Origin of the sequence: Mesorhizobium sp. 2RAF45 (assembly GCF_052115225.1) — a bacterium.
In the GTDB taxonomy this organism is placed as follows: Bacteria; Pseudomonadota; Alphaproteobacteria; order Rhizobiales; family Rhizobiaceae; genus Mesorhizobium; species Mesorhizobium jarvisii.
Genome location: NZ_JBFRGG010000013.1, coordinates 43,799 through 62,044, shown reverse-complemented (window position 1 = coordinate 62,044; position 18,246 = coordinate 43,799). Strand labels below are relative to the sequence as shown.

15 protein-coding genes are annotated in these 18,246 nt (G+C 64.9%); 6 read left to right on the top strand and 9 right to left on the bottom strand.

What is annotated here, in order from left to right; genetic code table 11:
- Positions 1-2: 2 nt before the first annotated feature.
- From AB4Z43_RS26410 to AB4Z43_RS26385, 6 genes are all read right to left on the bottom strand, one after another.
- Positions 3-1,067, bottom strand: coding sequence for an ABC transporter permease (locus AB4Z43_RS26410; RefSeq protein WP_038644660.1), 1,065 nt, complete (start codon positions 1,065-1,067; stop codon positions 3-5).
- Positions 1,060-2,631 (bottom strand): sugar ABC transporter ATP-binding protein, encoded by a 1,572-nt coding sequence (locus tag AB4Z43_RS26405; RefSeq protein WP_038644662.1) that lies wholly within the window; start codon positions 2,629-2,631, stop codon positions 1,060-1,062. Before AB4Z43_RS26405 ends, AB4Z43_RS26410 begins: the two co-directional genes overlap by 8 nt.
- Positions 2,628-3,293, bottom strand: coding sequence for a DUF2291 family protein (locus AB4Z43_RS26400; RefSeq protein WP_019860300.1), 666 nt, complete (start codon positions 3,291-3,293; stop codon positions 2,628-2,630). Before AB4Z43_RS26400 ends, AB4Z43_RS26405 begins: the two co-directional genes overlap by 4 nt.
- A gap of 78 nt (positions 3,294-3,371) precedes the next feature.
- Positions 3,372-4,313, bottom strand: a complete 942-nt coding sequence (locus AB4Z43_RS26395) for a D-ribose ABC transporter substrate-binding protein (RefSeq protein WP_019860299.1) — start codon at positions 4,311-4,313, stop codon at positions 3,372-3,374.
- Positions 4,314-4,602: 289 nt separating this feature from the next.
- Positions 4,603-5,430, bottom strand: a complete 828-nt coding sequence (locus AB4Z43_RS26390) for a phosphogluconate dehydrogenase C-terminal domain-containing protein (protein WP_027047227.1) — start codon at positions 5,428-5,430, stop codon at positions 4,603-4,605.
- Between the two features lie 279 nt (positions 5,431-5,709).
- Positions 5,710-6,828, bottom strand: coding sequence for an NAD(P)/FAD-dependent oxidoreductase (locus AB4Z43_RS26385; RefSeq protein WP_038652126.1), 1,119 nt, complete (start codon positions 6,826-6,828; stop codon positions 5,710-5,712).
- Positions 6,829-6,942: 114 nt separating this feature from the next.
- Here AB4Z43_RS26385 and AB4Z43_RS26380 point away from each other — a divergent pair, with 114 nt between their 5' ends.
- From AB4Z43_RS26380 to AB4Z43_RS26360, 5 genes are all read left to right on the top strand, one after another.
- Positions 6,943-7,848 (top strand): LysR family transcriptional regulator, encoded by a 906-nt coding sequence (locus tag AB4Z43_RS26380; RefSeq protein WP_441939544.1) that lies wholly within the window; start codon positions 6,943-6,945, stop codon positions 7,846-7,848.
- A gap of 89 nt (positions 7,849-7,937) precedes the next feature.
- Entirely contained in the window at positions 7,938-10,016 is a 2,079-nt protein-coding gene (locus AB4Z43_RS26375; RefSeq protein WP_441939542.1) for a hydantoinase/oxoprolinase family protein, read from the top strand.
- 4 nt (positions 10,017-10,020) lie between these two features.
- The gene (locus AB4Z43_RS26370; protein ID WP_441939540.1) at positions 10,021-12,006 is read left to right on the top strand and encodes a hydantoinase B/oxoprolinase family protein; all 1,986 of its coding nucleotides are present in this window, start codon (positions 10,021-10,023) and stop codon (positions 12,004-12,006) included.
- The gene (locus tag AB4Z43_RS26365; protein WP_019860290.1) at positions 12,003-12,305 is read left to right on the top strand and encodes a (2Fe-2S)-binding protein; all 303 of its coding nucleotides are present in this window, start codon (positions 12,003-12,005) and stop codon (positions 12,303-12,305) included. The genes AB4Z43_RS26370 and AB4Z43_RS26365 overlap by 4 nt, the downstream gene beginning before the upstream one ends.
- Positions 12,302-13,669 (top strand): FAD/NAD(P)-dependent oxidoreductase, encoded by a 1,368-nt coding sequence (locus tag AB4Z43_RS26360; protein ID WP_202360641.1) that lies wholly within the window; start codon positions 12,302-12,304, stop codon positions 13,667-13,669. The genes AB4Z43_RS26365 and AB4Z43_RS26360 overlap by 4 nt, the downstream gene beginning before the upstream one ends.
- A gap of 38 nt (positions 13,670-13,707) precedes the next feature.
- Here the strand turns inward: AB4Z43_RS26360 and AB4Z43_RS26355 are convergent, their stop codons facing one another.
- Positions 13,708-15,033, bottom strand: coding sequence for an NAD(P)/FAD-dependent oxidoreductase (locus tag AB4Z43_RS26355; RefSeq protein WP_019860288.1), 1,326 nt, complete (start codon positions 15,031-15,033; stop codon positions 13,708-13,710).
- A 223-nt stretch (positions 15,034-15,256) separates the two neighbouring features.
- Between AB4Z43_RS26355 and AB4Z43_RS26350 the strand changes: the two genes are divergently transcribed.
- Positions 15,257-15,733 carry an Lrp/AsnC family transcriptional regulator gene (locus AB4Z43_RS26350; RefSeq protein WP_441939537.1) on the top strand — a complete coding sequence of 159 codons (477 nt, stop codon included), beginning with the start codon at positions 15,257-15,259 and terminating at the stop codon, positions 15,731-15,733.
- 15 nt (positions 15,734-15,748) lie between these two features.
- Here AB4Z43_RS26350 and AB4Z43_RS26345 read toward each other — a convergent pair whose 3' ends face one another.
- On the bottom strand, positions 15,749-17,404 hold the full coding sequence (locus tag AB4Z43_RS26345; protein WP_441939535.1) for an ABC transporter ATP-binding protein: 1,656 nt from the start codon (positions 17,402-17,404) through the stop codon (positions 15,749-15,751).
- Positions 17,401-18,246 (bottom strand): ABC transporter permease, encoded by an 846-nt coding sequence (locus tag AB4Z43_RS26340; RefSeq protein WP_141700908.1) that lies wholly within the window; start codon positions 18,244-18,246, stop codon positions 17,401-17,403. Before AB4Z43_RS26340 ends, AB4Z43_RS26345 begins: the two co-directional genes overlap by 4 nt.

The window sequence follows — 18,246 nt, the reverse complement described above, 5'->3', positions numbered from 1 at the left end:
GATCAACCCGCCTTTGCCATCTGCATCAGGGTCACACGCTGCTGAAGCCGGCGCTGCGCCTGGTCGACGACGACGGCGACGATGATGACCAGACCCTTGATCACCATCTGCCAGAAGGAGCTTACGCCCATCATCACCAGCCCGTCCGACAGGATGCCGATGACGAAGGCGCCGACGATGGTGCCGCCGATCGTGCCGCGGCCGCCCGACATCGAGGTGCCGCCAAGCACCGCCGCGGCGATGGCGTTCAACTCGAAGCTTTCGCCGGTCGCCGGATGCGAGGCCATCAGCTCCGACGAGATGATCAGGCCGACGATCGCCGCGCAGAAGCCGGAGAACATGTAGACGAACATCTTGACCATGTTGACGCGTACGCCCGAAATGCGCGCCGCGCGCTCGTTGCCGCCGACGGCGAAGATGTGGCGGCCGAGCGGCGTGTACCGGGCGAGATAGGCCGCGCCCAGCGCTACCACGATCAGGATCCAGATCGACACCGGCAGGCCGATGAGCCGGCCGGCGCCGAGGAAGCCGAAGCCGGTGGTGCCAAGTTCCGGTTTGCCGACCAGATTGGGGAAAGTGCGGCCGTCGGACGACAGCAGCGCCAGGCCGCGCGCTACATAAAGCACGCCGAGCGTGGCGATGAAGGGCGCGACGTTGAGCCTGGTGATCAGCAGTCCGTTGACGGCGCCGATCGCTATGCCGACCGCCAAGGTGATCAAGGCGATCTCGACCACGTTGAAGTAGATGGTGTAGCCGATCTGCAGATCGATGCCGTTGAGCACGAGATAGCCGGCCACCATGCCGCACAGGCCGACGATCGAGCCGACCGAAAGGTCGATGCCGCCGGTGATGATGACAAAGGTCATGCCCATGGCGAGGAAGGCATTGAGCGCCACATGCTTGGCCATCAGGATCAGATTGGCGGCCGATAGGAAATTCGGCGCCGCGATGGAGAAGAACACCAGCACGGCGATCAGCGCAATGAAGGTCCTGAGCTTCATCAGCGTCAGCAGCGCTGAGCCGCTGGAGACCGAAGAGGGGGCTGCCCTGGCCGGAATGTCAGTCATCAGTGTTGCTCTCCAAATTCTGGGGCAAGATGTGCGGGGCGGGGCCATGGCCGAACGCCGATGCGGCGACGATCGCGGCCTCGCTCGCCTCGGCGCGGTCGAACATGCCGGTCAGTCTGCCATTGCTCATCACCGCGATCCGGTCGGACAGCGCCATCACCTCGTCGAGATCGGAAGTGGCGAAGAGGATGCCCAGCCCATCGCGCGACAGCTTGCGCATGGTGCGGAAGACGTCGGCCTTGGCGCCGACATCGATGCCGCGGCTCGGCTCGTCCATCAAAAGCACCTTCGGTCCGGTGAGCAGCGCCTTGCCGATCACCACCTTCTGCTGGTTGCCGCCGGAAAGCGAAGAGACTTCCTGTGCCGGGTCTGCGACCTTGATCGAGAGCTCCCGCACCATCTGCGAGACAGCCTGCCGCTCGGCGCCGCCTCTTATGTGGAACAGGCGCACGAAGCGCGACAGGCTGGCCAGCGTCAGATTGCTGGCGACCGAGAGGATCGACACCAGGCCTTCGCGTTGGCGGTCTTCCGGGATCAGCGCCAGCCCGCGCCGTATGCGCCGCGTCGTGTCGCGTTCCCTGATCTGTTTTCCGTCGATGAAGATCTTGCCGCTGGCATGGCCGTGGCGGCCCATGATGCAGTCGAACAACTCACTGCGTCCGGCGCCCATCAGTCCGTAGATGCCCAGGATCTCGCCGGCGCGCAGCGACAGCGAGACGTGGTCGACCGCCAGTCCGCCGGTGACACGCGGCAGGCAGATGTCTTCGGCGCGGAACACCTCCTCGCCGGGAACATGGCCGTCGGCCTTGGCGAAATCCTTGGCGTCCGAGCCGATCATCTGCCGCACGATCCACTGCGTGTCGACGTCTCTCATCTCCTCCTGGCCGGTGATGCGGCCGTCGCGCAAAACGGTGATGTAGTCGCCGATGCGGATGAGCTCCTCCAACCGGTGCGAGATGTAGACGATCGCCACGCCGTGCGCCTTGAGGTCGGCGATCACCTTGAACAGGATCTCGACTTCCGCCGCGCTCAGCGCCGAGGTCGGCTCGTCCATGATCAGGATGCGCGCGTCGAGCGAGACAGCCTTGGCGATCTCGACCAGCTGCTGCTGGCCGATACGCAGATCCTCGACCAGCATGTCCGGCCGGATACCGGCTTCGAGCCGATCGAGAAATTCGCCAGCCCGCCGCTCCTGCGCCTTGCGGTCAATCTTGCGAAACCGGTTGGTGATCTCGCGCGTGGCGAAAATGTTCTCGGCGACCGTCATGTTGCCGAACAGGTTCAACTCCTGGAACACCATGCCGATGCCGCGGTTCACCGCGTCACCGGAGGATGAGAAGGAGACCTCGTTGCCGTCGAGCAGAATGCGGCCGGCCGTCGGCTGCTCGACCCCGGCGATGATCTTCATCAGCGTCGATTTGCCGGCGCCGTTTTCGCCGACGAGCACATTGACCGCGCCCTTGCGCACCTCGAAATTGGCCTGCTTGACCGCCACGGTGCCGGCATAGACTTTCGAGACGTCTTCCAGCTTCAGGATGACGTCGTCACTGGGCGCCGTGGTCATGGCTTAGGCCCGATCTCAGCCTCCGCCGGGGTCACCAATGGCAGATCCTGGCCGCCTTCGATCGTGTAGGCGCCAAGCACCTTGGCGGTGCGGCCCTCCAGCGCCTCGCGCGGCAGCTTGGACAGCACGGTCTTGTCGGCATAGGCATTGAACGCCTTGCCGAACTGGGCAAAGTCGATCTGGTTGGTGAAGTCGTTGAACTGGACGAAATCCAGGCTGTCGCGCAGCGCCGTGCCGCGCACCGCCGGCCCGATCTGCACGCGCGCATCCGCCTTGCCGTCGCCGTCGACGTCGATATCCATCGTGCCCGCGCGCGACTGTGTGTTGGCGGCGATGATCTTGCCTTCGACGCGGACCGCGAAAGTCCATGGCGAATTCGCCTGCTTCTTGGGATTGCCGTATTTGGCGCCGGCCGCCGCCGGATCGGTCTTCGCCAGAGCATGGACCTCGGCAAACGGCCCGGCCTTTTGCTGCAGATACGGGATGACCTTGGAGGCCCAGATCTCCTCGACCATCTTGTCTGGGTTGAAGCCTGACGCGTCGCCTGCACTGCCTTGCGCCGATGGCGTCGGCAGGATCTTGCAGGCGCTGAGGCCGATGCCGGCGGCCAGCGCAAGGATCGGCCAAGTCGACTTAATCGGCCAGATCGGCTTGTTCAACATTGCGGTCAAAGCATCCCGGTGAAATGAAGGCGAGGGACGAACCCTGAGTTCGCCCCCCGCTGTTTGCGTTGCACAGGTTCAGTTCTTCAGCGCGAAGGTTTCCAGTTTGGCGGCGTTGTCACCATTGACAAGCACGCAGTCCATCAACTGCTTTTCCTTCTCGGGCGACTTCTTGTTCTTGATGAAGTCGTTGGCCTGTTCAACTGCCATCTGCGCCTGGGCGAAGGCCGGCTGCAGCACCGTGGCCTTGATGCCGCCTGATGTGATGGAGTCGCGCACGTCGTTGGAGCCGTCGAAGCCGACGACAATGACGTCCTTGCGGTTCGCCGCGGCGAGCGCCGCATAGGCACCCATCGCCATCGTGTCGTTGCCGGAGATCACGCCCTTGATGTCGGGATTGGCCTGCAGGATCGATTCCATCTTGGCATAGGCCTCGGTCTGGCTCCAATTGGCCGATTGCTGCGCAACCATCTTCAGGTCTGGATAGTCGTTGATGACGTCGTGATAGCCCTTGGAGCGGATGCCGGCATTGGTGTCGGATTCCTTGCCGACCAGTTCGACGAAGTTACCCTTCTCGCCCATCAGCTTGACGAACTCCTGCGCGCCGAGCTGGGCGCCCTGGTAATTGTTGGAGACGATTTGCGCCACGGCGACGCCCGTGGCGTTGATCTCGCGGTCGATCAGGAAGGAGGGGATGCCGGCGTCCTTGGCCTTCTGCACAGCGGCGACGGTGGCGTCGGCGCCGGCATTGTCGAGGATGATCGCCTTGGCGCCACGGCCGATCGCCGTGTCGATGAGTTCGGACTGCTTGTTGGCGTCGTCGTCATGCACCAGCACCAGCGCTTCGTAGCCGAGCTCCTTGGCCTTTGCCTCGGCGCCGACGGCCTCCGCCTTGAAGAACGGATTGTCGTGCGAGGGGGTGATGATGGCGATCAGGTCGGCCGCGAAGGCCGGTGCCGCCGTGCCAAGTGCCAACACGCCGGCGAAAGCCGCAAGCGTCATTCTGCGAGTAAGTTTCATGAAGTCCTCCCTTTGAAAGCTCGTGCCTTGATCGAGCAAGGCTGATGCATTGAATTGGTCAGGCTGCGGATGGCGCCGGGTTCAAGAGCCGCGTGCCTGCTCCTCCTGAACGGATCGTTGCTCCCCGCCGTCCTCCACTCGTCCAGGTTTCCCAGCAAACCTTGTTTGATCCGAGTTCGCGGCCAGCTTAGCCAACTGGTATGATGAGTCAACCACTATTTCAGATGATCTGTATATGAGTGGTCGATGTTTCGTCCGTCTCCCGCAAGGGGAGAAGGGAAGGCGCGTTTCACGTGATCCGCTGGATGCTGGCAGCGATTTCTTCCGGTTCGAAGACGCGCTTCCAGTCGTCGCGCATCAGCACCGGCTTGCCGAACTCGATGGCCTTGTTGCAGGCATCCGAGAACACACCCTTGGTCTCGCCGAAGATGACGGCGCCGAGCACATTCATGTGGCCGAGCAGGAAATCGAGCGCGGCCTGCCGGTCAACGCCGCGCGCCACGACCTCGTCGAGGGCCTCCTTCATGACGACGAGCAGCGAGGCGCACACCGTTTCCGAAAGGCCTGGCTCGAGCAGGGCCATGTGCTCGACCGTGACGCGGTGCGAGCGCATCACCGGTGCCCAGATGATCTGGGCGATCCTCTCGCCCTTGGCGTAGTCTTCCTCCGGCCCTTGCATCAGCGCGCTGACGAAATGCTGCTTGGCCGCGACGCCTCCGAAGAAGTCCTTCTTGGCGGTCATCTCGGTCTCGTCGTTGAAGATCGGCGGATGGCAGGGATGGGTCACAAAATAGGTAAGGTCGGGACGATCGGGCAGATGCCCAGCAAAGGGCGCCGCAGCATCGAGCACGATCACCATCGTGCCAGGGGCCAGCTTGCTTTCGATGCTGGCGGCGACCTTGCCGATATGTGTGTCCGGCACCGCCAGGATCACGACCTCAGCACCATTGAGCGCCTCATCGACGCCGACCGCATCGACGCCCAGACCGGTTTTCAGCCGCTCCTTGCCGGCCTCGCTGATCTCGACATGGCGGATCGTGTAGTCCGATCCGCGAAAATTGGTCGACAGACGGTAGCCCATTTTCCCGCCCGCACCAAAAAGCGCAATCGTTGTCATCTGGCTTGCTCCTTGAACCCTGGGCGATCGTCGGCGATCGTCATCTTATATACTGGTATGATCACTCTACCATAATTTGGCAAGTGGAATTGTCGGCCTGGCTGGTCACTCCAGCAACGACGTGGCCCCTTTGCCTGCGTCTTCGGCGTCGCACCCTGTTAGCTTACCTTGGGCGCGGGGTATGACGAGACACACCCGCGCAATCTCAAAATATTCAAGAGGGCATCCCGCCTTTCCCGGCCAAGGGTGCATCGTTGTGTGGATGTCCACAATTGCTCTTCAGGCTGCGCGGCCGAAGCGATCAACCCTGAAATCGTCGAGCGGTGTTTCGCAACGGTCGGTCATGACGAGTTCGGCCATGGCGTCGCCCACGCCCGGACCAAGCTGGAAGCCATGTCCGCTGAAGCCGAAGGCATGGAACAGGCCTGGCGTCGTCGCCGAGCGTCCCATGACCGGCAGCATGTCGCGCACATAACCCTCGCAGCCGGACCAGGTGCGGATGACCGCGACCTGCGCGATTGCCGGCAGCAGTCGCGCGACCGCGCGCAATTGCAGCGGAAGGCGCGTGGGATCGGCGACCGCATGACCTGGATCGAGGTCGACCGGTACCCTTTCGGCCGCGCCGCCGAAGACGATGTTGCCCCGCTCGACCTGACGCAGATAGGCGCCATGGTCCTTGTCGCGCGTCCAGATGCCGATCACCGGCAGAATCCGGTGCGGCAGCGGCTCGGTCACGCCCATCTGCGGACCGCAGGCGTCGAGCGGAACCTCTTCGCCGAACTGCGCGGCGACGCGCGCGCCCCAGGCCCCGGCGGTATTGAGCAGACACTCGGCGGCGAATGTACCTTTGGAACATACCACAACGAACCCGGACCCCGAGCGCCTGATCGTGTCGATTTCAGCATCCTCGACGATCGCCACGCCAAGCTTGCGGGCGGCTTCGGCGAAGGCCGGCGCGATCAGTCGGGGATTGCCGCTGCCGTCATGCGGCGAGAACGATGCGGCGATCGCGTCAGGGCCGAGGCCGGGAAACCGGGAGGAGGTTTCGCGCTGTCCGAGTTCCTCCAGTTCAAGCCCCCAAGGTCGCGCCGCCTCGGCATAAGCCCGCATGTCGGCAAGACTACCTTCATCAAAGATCAGCCGGATATGACCGGTGGCGCGGAATTCCACGTCACGGCCCAGCATCTGATCGGCCTCTCGCCACAGCTCAAGCGAGCGATGAGCCAGCGGAAGTTGGGACAGATGACGCCCCGTGCGCCGGATGTTGCCGAAGGAAGCGACGGTCGCTCCGGTGCCGACCCTGTTGCGCTCGATCAGCGTCACGTGCGCACCGCGCCTGGCGAGGAAATAGGCCGAAGCCGTCCCCATCAATCCACCGCCCAGCACGATCACATCCATGGTTGTTCCCTGCGCGGAGCGAATGATCCTGAAGTCGCCGATCTTGTCGGCACCGCTTCGTTGCGTCAAAGATGGGTTTGGACAACAGCCATAAGCTTGACCTATGGAGTGGCAATGCGGGCCCGTCAGCTCGAAGTGTTCATCGCCGTCATGCGCGCGGGTACCGTGACTGCCGCGGCGCGGATGCTGAACATCTCCCAACCCGCACTCAGCCAGATCCTGCTCCACACCGAGGACGAACTCGGCTTCACGTTATTCGAGCGCATCAAGGGCCGGCTGAGGCCAACCCCGGAGGCGCTCGAGATATTCGCCGATGCCGAGCGTCTATCGGCGGGGTTGGAGGGCTTGCGCCGCAAGACCACTGATCTGCGTCTGGGTCGGACGGGGCTGGTCCGGGTCGCGGCCTCGCCGCCGCCGGCCCTGGCGATCTTGCCGCGCGCTTTCACCAGCTTCCGGGCGCGGCATCCCGATATTTTGCTGCGCTCCCACATGGCGCCGATCGCCGCCATCGTCGACATGCTGCGCGCCGGCGATGCCAGCCTTGGCGTGGCCTTGGACGACCGCCTGCCTCCCGACATCGAGGCGGAGGTGCTCGGCAGCGTCGGCTTCGCCTGCCTGCTGCCCATCGGGCATGCGTTGGCCGGGAAAACCGAGCTGACGCTCTCCGATCTCGCCGGAGAGGAATTGATATCCTATCGTGGAAACACCCGCCCCGCCGACGAACTAGCCCATGCCGCGCGCGCACAAGGTGTGGCGGTTTCGCCGTCGCTCGAGATCGATGTCTCCATCTCGGCGGTTGGCTTCGTCCAGGCCGGTTTGGGGATCGCCCTCGTCGATGCGCTGCTGCCCTGGCACCAGTTTGCCGGGCTTGCCGTCCGGCCTCTCGCGAATGGCCCGGAATTCCCGATCGCGCTGCTCACCTCGCGCACACGGGCTCTTTCGCGGGCCGATGAGATGATGCGCGACCAGATTCGCGCGGCCTGTTCCGTTGTGCTGGGCGACGACAAGACAGGGGCATAAGCAAGACTTATATCGTTCCACGTCATACGTCTTGGACCCTGGCCATCCTGTCGTGTCAGCTTTGGTTGGCACACAGGAAGGGACGTATCATGGATGGTTCCATCGCGGCGGACGAGGCGCGGAACGAAGTCGACTGGAAGGTCGGCGTCGATATCGGTGGCACATTCATCGATTTCTGCGCGCTCGAAGCCAATTCCGGGCACGTCGCCTCGCTGAAAGTGCTGACGACGCCGGAGGATCCGGGCGCCGAGCTGATGACGGGCCTCAGGCTTCTTGCCGAGCGCGAAGGCTTTGACCCCAACCGTATGACGCGCTTCGTGCACGGCACGACCGTCGGCATCAACACCATCATCCAGCGCAAGGGCGCGCCGCTGGCGCTGTTCACCAATGCCGGCTTCGAGGACGTGATCGAACTCGCGCGGTTGCGCATGCCGGACATGTATTCGCTGTTCTGCTCGCGGCCGGACCCGCTGATCTCGCGCGACATGGTGTTCGGCATCCCGGCTCGCATGCGTGCCGATGGGAGCGAATCCCAGGCGCCTGATATGGCGGCGGTGGCCAGGGCGGTGGCGGCGGCGAAAGCGAATGGGGCGCAGGGGATCATCGTCTCCTTCCTCCATTCATGGCGCAATGCCGCGCAGGAGGCCGCCGTCAAGGCAACGATCGCGGGTCTCGCGCCAGACCTCTTCGTCTTCTCTTCGGCCGAGGTGTGGCCTGTCATCCGCGAATATGAGCGCACCTCGACCGCCATCCTCAATGGCTATGTCCATCCGCGCGTCTCGGGCTATCTGACGGCGCTGGAAGAGCGGCTGAAGGACCGCGGCGTGCCGGCCCGTCCGATGCTGACAAAGTCGAACGGTGGGCTGATGAACGCTGCCGAAGGCAAGCGCGCCTGCGTGAACATGCTTTTGTCGGGAACAGCCTCCGGCGTCATCGGCGCCTCGTGGCTGGCGCGCCAGGCGGGCGAGGACAAGGTCCTTACCCTCGACATTGGCGGGACCTCGGCCGACTTCGCGCTCATCATCGATGGCGAGCCGCAGTTCGGCACCGGTGAACTGATCGGCGAATTTCCGCTCCATATCCCGTCCGTGTCAGTGAGCTCGATCGGCGTCGGCGGCGGCTCGATCGCCAGTGTAGACGCGCAAGGAGTGCTGCGGGTCGGGCCGGAGTCAGCCGGCTCGACGCCAGGACCGGCATGCTATGGCCGTGGCGGCGAGCGGGCGACGGTGACGGACGCCATGGTGGTGTGCGGATGGCTTGGCCACAGCGAGATGGCCTACGGCCAGCTCAGGATCGATACCCAACTGGCGCATCGCGCGGTTGGCGACCTTGCCGCCCGGCTCGGCCGCCCGATCGAGCAGACGGCGCAGGCGATCCTCGACATCGCGGTGTCGGAAATGTTCGTCGAGGTCGAGAAACTCGCCTCGCGCGCCGGCGTCGACTTGCGCGATTTCACGCTGATGCCCTTCGGCGGCGGCGGCCCCATGCTCGGCGCCTTCCTTGCCCGTGAACTCGGGATGGAGCGCGTCATGGCGCCCCGCCGCCCCGGCGTGGTGTCGGCGCTGGGCGGCCTGGTGGCGGATCTGCGCGGCGACTTCATCCGCACGGTCTTCACCCCGCTGTCGGGCGCTACGCTCCCGACAATTCGCAAGGCCTTCGAGACGCTCGCGCATGAGGGCCGCGGCTGGCTTGCGGCGCAGGGCCACGACGCGGCGGCGGAACTCACTCTCTCCTGCGACATGCGCTACTTCGGCCAAAGCTATGAGATCGAGGTCGTCCTTTCGCCGGAATGGCTGACGGGCGACGACGTAGCCCCGATCGAGCAGGCCTTCCATCTTACCCATCAGAGGCTTTACGATTTCCATGACCCGGATGGCGAGGTCGAGCTTGTGGATATCAGGCTGTCCGCTATAGGCGCTGGGCCGAAACTCTCCCTCCCGGAGACCGAAGAAGTGGACGTTGCGGCCATCCCGGCGCGCCGGCTCCCGGTATATACGGGCCTCCGCGTCGAAACGGTCGACCTCCACGACCGCCAGGCCCTCGTGCCGGGCAGCATGTTCCACGGGCCTGCCGTGGTCGTTCAGGAAGATACTACCTTAGCCATTCCCGCCGGAGCGCAGGCACGGGTAGACCGCCATCTCAACCTTCTGCTGACCTTCGCGGAGTGACGCCATGTTTGACCGTACAAACCTCCAGGTTCTGGCCAACCATGCCCGCGCGGCCGCCGAGAACATGGCCCATACGCTGCATCGCACCGCGCACTCCGCCTTCGTCAAGGAGACGCAGGATTTTACGGTGATGCTGATGGATCGGTCGGGAGCGACCTTCGCCGTGCCGATGGAGCTTGGCGCCACCTGGTATCCGGGGCTTTCCTATCACCGCGCCATTGCGATGGTCGGCGACTACCGGCCCGGCGACATTGCCTTCACCAACGATCCCTATTCCGGCCACGTCGCCACGCACGCGCCCGACACGCATCTGTGGAAGCCGGTCTTCGTCGACGGCGAGATTGTCGCCTGGACCGGTGGGCATATCCACAACACCGACATGGGTGGGGCGGTGCCGGCGTCGCTCAGCCGGGCACTGACCGAAATCCATCAGGAAGGCATCCGCTTTCCGCCGATGAAGCTGGTGCGGGAAGGTGTCTTCGACGAGATGATCCTGCGGATCATGAGCACCAATGTGCGCAAGCCCGACCTCAACATCGGCGACATCAAGGCGCTGGTCGGGGCGCTCAACACCGGCGAGCGCAAGATCCAGGCGATGGTGCGGAAGTTTGGCAAGGCCGGCTTCATCGAAGGTGTTTCGGCGCTTCTCGACCATGCGGAGGCGCAAGCGCGCGACGTGCTGCGCGCCATGCCCGACGGCACCTGGGAATTCGCCGACTACGCCGACGAGGATTCGGTCGAGGCCAATCCATGCCGGCTGAAGCTGACGCTGACGATCAAGGGCGACGAGGCGGTGCTAGACTTCACCGGCTCCGATCCGCAACTCGGTTCCTCGCTCAACGTGCCTTCGGGCGGCGATCCGCGTCACACTATGCTGCTGGTGGGTGTCTACTATGTGCTCTATACGCTGAACCCAAAGATCCTGCTCAACACAGGCCTCACCCGGCCGTTCACCTGCATCGCACCCACTGGGTCGGTGCTGAATCCTGTGCATCCCGCCGCGGTTGGCATGCGCTCGCTCACCTGCGCCCGGCTGCGGTCGGTCATCTTCGGCGCCTTCTCGCAAGCCGTGCCGGAGCGCCTGCCCGCGGCTCCGGCCGGCAACAACTGCATCGTCAACGTCATGACCACGGACGAGCGCACCAGCCGCACCGTCATCGCGGCGGTGAACCCGGTCGTGGGCGGCGGCGGCGCGATGCCGCATCGCGACGGCACCAACGGCTCTGGCGCGGATGCCGCCTACCTCAAGAACACGCCGATCGAGATCACCGAGACCGAGACCCCAATCGAATTCGTGAGATACGGGCTCGCCAGGGATAGTGGTGGCGCGGGCCGCTGGCGCGGCGGGCTGGCGACCGACATGGCCTTTCGCGTCTTTGCCCCAGACTCCAGGATCACGGCGCGCAACCGCGACCGCAGTTTCTTCCGTCCCTGGGGTGTGCTGGGCGGCAAGGCCGCCGGACTGTCGGACATGGTCGTCAATCCGGGCAGCGAGCGGGAGCGGCCGCTGGGCAATATCGACACTGCGGTCCTGCAGCCCGGCGACGTGCTCGAGATCCGCTCCGCCGGAGGCGGGGGGCGCGGCGATCCGTATGAACGAGAGCCCTGGCGGGTCGCGCAGGATGTGCGGCGCGGCTATCTTTCGCCGGGTGCGGCCGAACGCGACTATGGCGTCGTCCTCCGTGGCGACGAGGTTGACGAGCAGGCAACGGGGCAAGTGCGCGCGCATCACGAGCCGGCCACCGGCCATTTCCATTTCGGTCCGGAGCGCGAAGGCTACGAGGCGCAGTGGACGCCGCCAGCCTATGACCGGCTCACCGCCATACTAAGGGACTTGCCGATCCATTGGCGGTTCTTCGCCAAGACGGAGATCTTCCGCCGCATGAAGGGACGCTCCGGGTCGGAGGGTGTTCAGGCGGCTTTCGATGCCGTTTGCGAACGCTTCCCCGAACTGCCGCGTCCTCTCCCCGTGCGCGAGGCCGCGGAATGATCACCACCGGCCGTATCGTCCGGCTGGCCGAGCGCGACCGGGCGGGGGTGCATTTCTTTTTTGACGGGCAGATCCGTAGGGCGCTCGAGGGCGACACTGTGCTGACCGCGATGCTGGCGTCAGGGCATGCCTTGCGGATGTCCGAGTTCGGACCTGAGCCGCGCGCCGGCTTCTGCCTGATGGGGGCCTGCCAGGATTGCTGGGTGTGGCAGGAGGAGGGACCGCGCCTGCGGGCGTGCACAACCCTGATCGCCGAAGGCATGCGGTTGCGCACCACGCCGCCGGAGAATTGGCCGTGAGTGAGGCCCCGTCGACGCGGATCGCGATCGTCGGCGCTGGTCCCGCCGGCATAAGGGCGGCGGCGGCACTGGTCGATGCGGGGCTCCATCCGGTTGTGATCGACGAAGGGCAGCGCGCCGGCGGCCAGATCTATCGTCGCCCGCCTGACGGGTTCGTCCGCACGCCGGAGCACCTCTATGGGTCGGAGGCGGCGAAGGCGCGTGCGCTGCATGCGGTCTTCGACCGGTTGGCGGCCGACGGGCGACTCACCCATTGCACGGGAAGCTCGGTCATCGCCGTGCAGGCGGGGCGGCTGCACGTGCTGGGCGAGGGCGGCATGCAGGTGATCTTCTATGACCGTCTGATCCTCGCGACGGGCGCGTCCGATCGTGTCGCTCCAGTCCCGGGCTGGCAGAGTGCCGGTGTCTATAGCCTTGGCGCGGCGCAGATCGCGCTCAAGGCGCAGGGCGTGGCGCTCGGACGGCGGATCGTCCTGATGGGGTCGGGGCCTTTGCTGTCGCTGGTCGGTGCCCAACTCGTCAAGGCTGGAGCGGATGTGGCGGCGGTGCTCGACACCTCTCCCTGGGATCAGCAGATGCGCGGGCTCTGGAAGCTGGCCGCCCGGCCGTTCGTCGCACTGCGCGGCCTCGCCCTGCGGGCAAGGCTCGGCGGTCGCTATCACGCAGGCGTCAGTCTCGAAAAGATCGAGGCCGACGGGCAAGGTGTCACGGCGATGCGCTGGCGCGACGCCGGCGGAAGGCAGCGCCTCACTCCATGTGACACGATAGGCATGGGCTGGCACCTGCGGGCGGAGACGCACCTGGCCGACCTGGCGGGATGCGCCTTCACCTACGACGAGCAGTGGCGGCAATGGCTGCCAATGACAGACCGGATGGGTCGCGCCGGCAACGGAGTCTATCTTGCGGGCGATGGGGTTCGTCTTCTGGGAGCGGACGGCGCGGAGATCGCTGGGCGTCTCGCGGCGGCGGCATGCCTTGCCGATCTTGGATTTCCAGCGCCCTCCAACGCGGCCGATCTGCGTGAGCTTGCGCGGCTAGAGCGCTTTGCCCACGGCCTGGCTTGCGCTTTTCCCTGGCCGGCAGCGATGGTGCGGGCGCTCCCCGACGCCGCGATCGCCTGCCGCTGCGAGAACGTAACTGCCGGAGAGGTACGCCAGAGTCTGGATTTCGGCGGCGGCGAGGCCAACCGGGTGAAGTCGCTGTCGCGCGTAGGCATGGGCCGCTGCCAAGGGCGCTACTGCCAGTTGGCGGCCGTCGAACTCGCAGCGGCGCACGCCGGCTGCACGCCCGACGCCGTCGGCCGGTTTCGCGGGCAGGCCCCTGCGCGGCCTGCGCCTGTCGACGCCTTTCTCCGGAAAGGCTGATGCCATTGCGAAAACCGCGCCTCGGCATCGGTCACGTCTTAGAAATCGGCGACCTTTCCCCAGGCCGAAACATCGAAGCGCTGCGGATCGTAGGATTTCGGATCGACGATCGGTTGCGACCCGATCATCAGATCGGCGATGAGGTGACCGGCGCCGGGCCCAATGCCGAAGCCGTGTCCTGAAAACCCGGCGGCCAGGAAGAAGCCCGGAACGCTTTGAATCTCGCCGATGGCGGGAACACCGTCCGGCGTGCTGTCGATGTAGCCGGCCCAGGCCGCGCTGATCCTGGTCTTTTGAAGGTCGGGCAGAAGTTCAAGCGCCCGGGCATGGGTCAAGCGGATTGTTGCCTGGTCCGGAACCGGATCGAGAATGCGCATCCGCTCCATCGGCGTCGGCTGGTCGAGTCGCCAGTGCCGAAGCGTTTCGTGGCCCGAGCGCGCGCCCTGCAGCCCGCCGGGCGCGAGGCTTCGCCACCGCTTCAGGAACATCGGCAGGAACTGCGAGGAGAAACGCAATTGCTGCGGCGTCACGTCCACGCGGCCACGTCCACTTATGGCGAGCGTGTAGCCGCCATCGCCGCGGCGCGTGGCCGAGATCCTTGCCGTGTGCAGCGCATCCGGCAGACCTTCCGCGCCTGGCGAGACGGACAGGATGGAGGAGCGGATCGATGCTTGCGGAAAGCGGAAGCCAAACTGCCGGCAAAAGGACGAAGCCCAGGCGCCGCCGGCGAGCACTGCCACCTTCGTCCTGATCGTTCCGCTTTCGGTGACCACCCCACTCAGGCGCCCGCTTTCGGTCTCGATGCCGCGCGCGGCGCAATTCTGATGCACGGTGCTCCCGAGCTTGAGGATGGCCCGGGCGACAGAGGGGGCAGCTCGCGACGGGTCGGCGGTGCCGTCGGTCGGGGAGAAGACACCGCCCTTCCAGGCCCGGCCGGTGGCACGGCCCCGCTCGCTGGCCTCGGCGCCGTCGAGCATCTGCGTGGTGACGCCGGCCGTTTTGGCGAAGTCACGCCAGCGTGCCCAGCCGGCCAGTTCTGCCTCGTCATTGCTGAGATAAAGCAAACCGCATCGGCGAAAGCCGGTGTCTTCGCCGGTTTCCGTGGCAAAGCTGTCCCACAAATCGAGGCTGCGTGTCGCCATCGGTAACTCGCGGGCGTCGCGATTCTGCTGGCGGCACCATCCCCAGTTCCTGGAGGACTGCTCGGCGCCGATGCGCCCTTTTTCGACAAGCGCGACCCGCATGCCGCGCCTGGCCAGATAATAGGCCGCGAAGACACCCACGATGCCGCCGCCAATCACCACCGCGTCCGCGGATCGCGGCAGTTCGCCAGATGTCTCGATTTGCTGTAGCGGCGCGCGCATGGTCTCTCTGCCTTGAAGCGCCAATCTACCGTGTTGCGCAGGCAGCCGCTGCCGCAGTTGAAGCCGAAGCAGAATTTTATTTCGGCAGCTCGGTCAAAATCGGGAGCGACTGCGTTTCAAAGCGCTGTCCGCTTGGATGGACAGGCCAACGGGCTGTGGTAGTGTCAATGCCTATATGCAAGGCAGCATTTTGTGCTGTGGCGTGCGTTCTGCGGAGACGACCATGAAGCTGGATCGGATCGATATCAAGATTCTTCACGAATTGCAGAAGAACGGCCGCATCACCAATGTGGAATTGGCCGACCTGGTGCATCTGTCGCCGAGCCCGTGCCTTATGCGGGTCAAGAGACTGCAATCGGAGGGCTACATCGAGGGCTATTCCGCGCAGATCAACATCGGCAAGCTTGGCCAGACGCTGACCGTGTTCACCGAAATCACCTTGAAGAACCATCGCCAGGTCGACTTCGCCCGCTTTCTCGCCGTCGTCGAGAAGATCGACCAGGTCATCGAATGCCACCTCGTGTCGGGCGGCTACGACTATTTGATGAAATTCGTGACCGCCGGCATAGCCGAGTACCAGACGATCATGGAGCGGCTGACCGACATGGATATCGGCATCGACAAGTATTTCAGCTTCGTGGTGCTGAAGTCGCCAATCGTCAAGGCGCACATGCCGCTGCCCAGCCTGTTTCCGAGGTGAGCCTCTGCCGTTTTGTCAGCGATGGCCGTACTGGCTGACCAACTCGGGATCGCGGACGAGGCCGTCGAGCCACGTCGGGTCAAGCTTCGGCACGGAGGAGAACAGAAGCTTGGAATAAGGGTGGGTGGGCGCCTTCAGTTTGTCGGGCGTGATCTGCTCGACCCGCTCGCCATTGTACATGACCATGATCTCGTCGCAGATCGCTTCGACGACTGAAAGGTCGTGGCTGATGAAAATGTAGGAAAGGCCCAGCTCGCGCTGCAGCTCCTTGAGCAGGTCGATCACGGCGGCCGCCACCACCGTGTCGAGCGCCGAGGTGATTTCGTCGCAGATGATGAGCTTGGGTCCGGCCGCCAGGGCGCGCGCGAAGTTCACGCGCTGCTTCTGGCCGCCCGAGAGCTCCGACGGCCGACGGTAGCGCAGCGTCCTGGGCAGGCGAACCATGTCGAGCAGTTCATCGACGCGCTTCGAGCGCGCCTGCCTGTCGAGTTGGTGATAGAAGGCCAGCGGCCGGGCAATGATGTCCTCCACAGGCTTGGCCGGATTGAGCGCGGTATCGGCATACTGGAACACGATCTGCATCTCGCGCAACTGGTCCTGGCTGCGTTTCCCCGCGGCGCGCTGCAGTTCTTTGCCGTCGAATATGATGTCGCCGGCCGCCGCCGGATGGATGCCGGCGATGACTCGCGCCAGCGTCGATTTTCCGCAGCCGGATTCGCCGATAATGCCGAGGTTGCGTCCCTTCTCGACGACCAGGCTGACGGAATCGACGGCCCGGACGAGTGGCAGCCCGTTATCCCGCACCGCGCCATAGCCGGCGGTCACATTGTCGATACGCAGCAACGGCTTCGCGCCGACATCCGTGTCAGCGTGCGCTTGCCGCGGCCTCGGCTCGAAGGCAGCCAAAAGTTCGCGCGTATAGGGGTGCTGGGCGGCCGAAAGAATCTGAGCGGTGGTGCCGGTCTCCTGCACTTCGCCGCCCTTCAGCACAACGATGTGGTCGGCGATCTGGGCGACGACGGCGAGGTCGTGCGAAACATAGACCCCCGCTATCCCACCCGCCCGCATGACCGCCTTGAATGCTTTCAGCACGTCGATCTGCGTGGTCACGTCGAGCGCGGTGGTCGGCTCGTCGAAGATGACCAGCTTGGGATCGCCGATAAGCGCCATGGCCGCCGACAGCCGCTGCAATTGCCCGCCTGAAACCTGGTGCGGGTAGCGCGCGCCAATCCCTTCCGGATCCGGCAGCGACAAAGCCCGGAACAGTTCGACCGCGCGCTTTCGCGCCTGCTCGGGCGGCATAAGGCCGTGGATGCGCGTGACCTCGATCACTTGCTCCATGATCGTCGACGAGGGGTTGAAGGAGGCGGCGGCACTTTGCGGAACATAGGCAATGTCGGTGCCGCGCAATTTGGCGCGCTGCTTTTCGGACAGTGCCGCCATGTTCTTGCCGTTCACATTGATCTCGCCGCCGGTGATCCGGCAGCCGGGCCGCGCATAGCCCATGAGGGAGAGCGCCACCGTTGTCTTGCCGGAGCCGCTCTCCCCGATCAGGGCGACGATCTCGCCGTCGGCGATGTCGATGCTGACGCCCTTGATGATTTCGACGATGCGTCCGGCGTCCGTCGTCGCCTCGATCCTCAGGTTCCTGACCTCGACGAGATTGGTCATGTGTCCCTGTCCCTGATCTTCTGCGGCAGGTTGTCGATCAGCAGGTTGACGCTGATGGTGAGACTGGCGATCGCCAGCGAGGGAATGATGACGGCGGGAGCCGCGAAGGGCAGGCCGCCGATGTTCTCGCGTACCAGGGCGCCCCAGTCGGCGAGCGGCGGCTGCAGGCCGAGTCCGAGGAAGGACAGGCCTGAGAGCAAGAGCACGATGAAGACGAAGCGCAGGCCAAAATCGGCCAGAACCGGGCGGATGATGTTGGGCAGGATCTCGGACCCGATGAGATAGGCGGTGCTTTCGCCGCGGACGCGGGCGACGGTCATGAAGTCCATGGTATTGATGTTGACGGCGAGCGCCCGTGCGAAGCGGTAAGCGCCGGGTATGTAGATGACGGCGAGCGTCAGGATCAGCGCCGGGATCGACGAGCCCACCGCGGCGACGACCACAAGGCCGAACAGCTTGCTGGGGATGGAGTTCATGGCGTCAAGGAATCGGCTTAGGCAGGTGTCGAGCCAGCCGCCGGTGACGGCCGCGACCATCCCCAGCACCACGCCCGAAAAGCAGGCGATGGCGACGGCGGCGAGCGATATGCCGACAGTGTAGCGCGCGCCCATGAGCACCCGTGAGAGCATGTCGCGCCCCAGATAGTCGGAGCCGAGCCATAGACCCTGACGCATCGGGCCGAAATAGTCGTCGTCGACTATGTCGCCGATCGAATGGGGAATGATGGCGGGCGCGAAGATGGCGATCAGCGTCCACGCCAGGATGACCAGCGCGGCCACGACGCCCACGAGATTGTAGCTGTGGCCCAGGAAGGACCGTGGGGAAGCTGCCACACGCGCCAT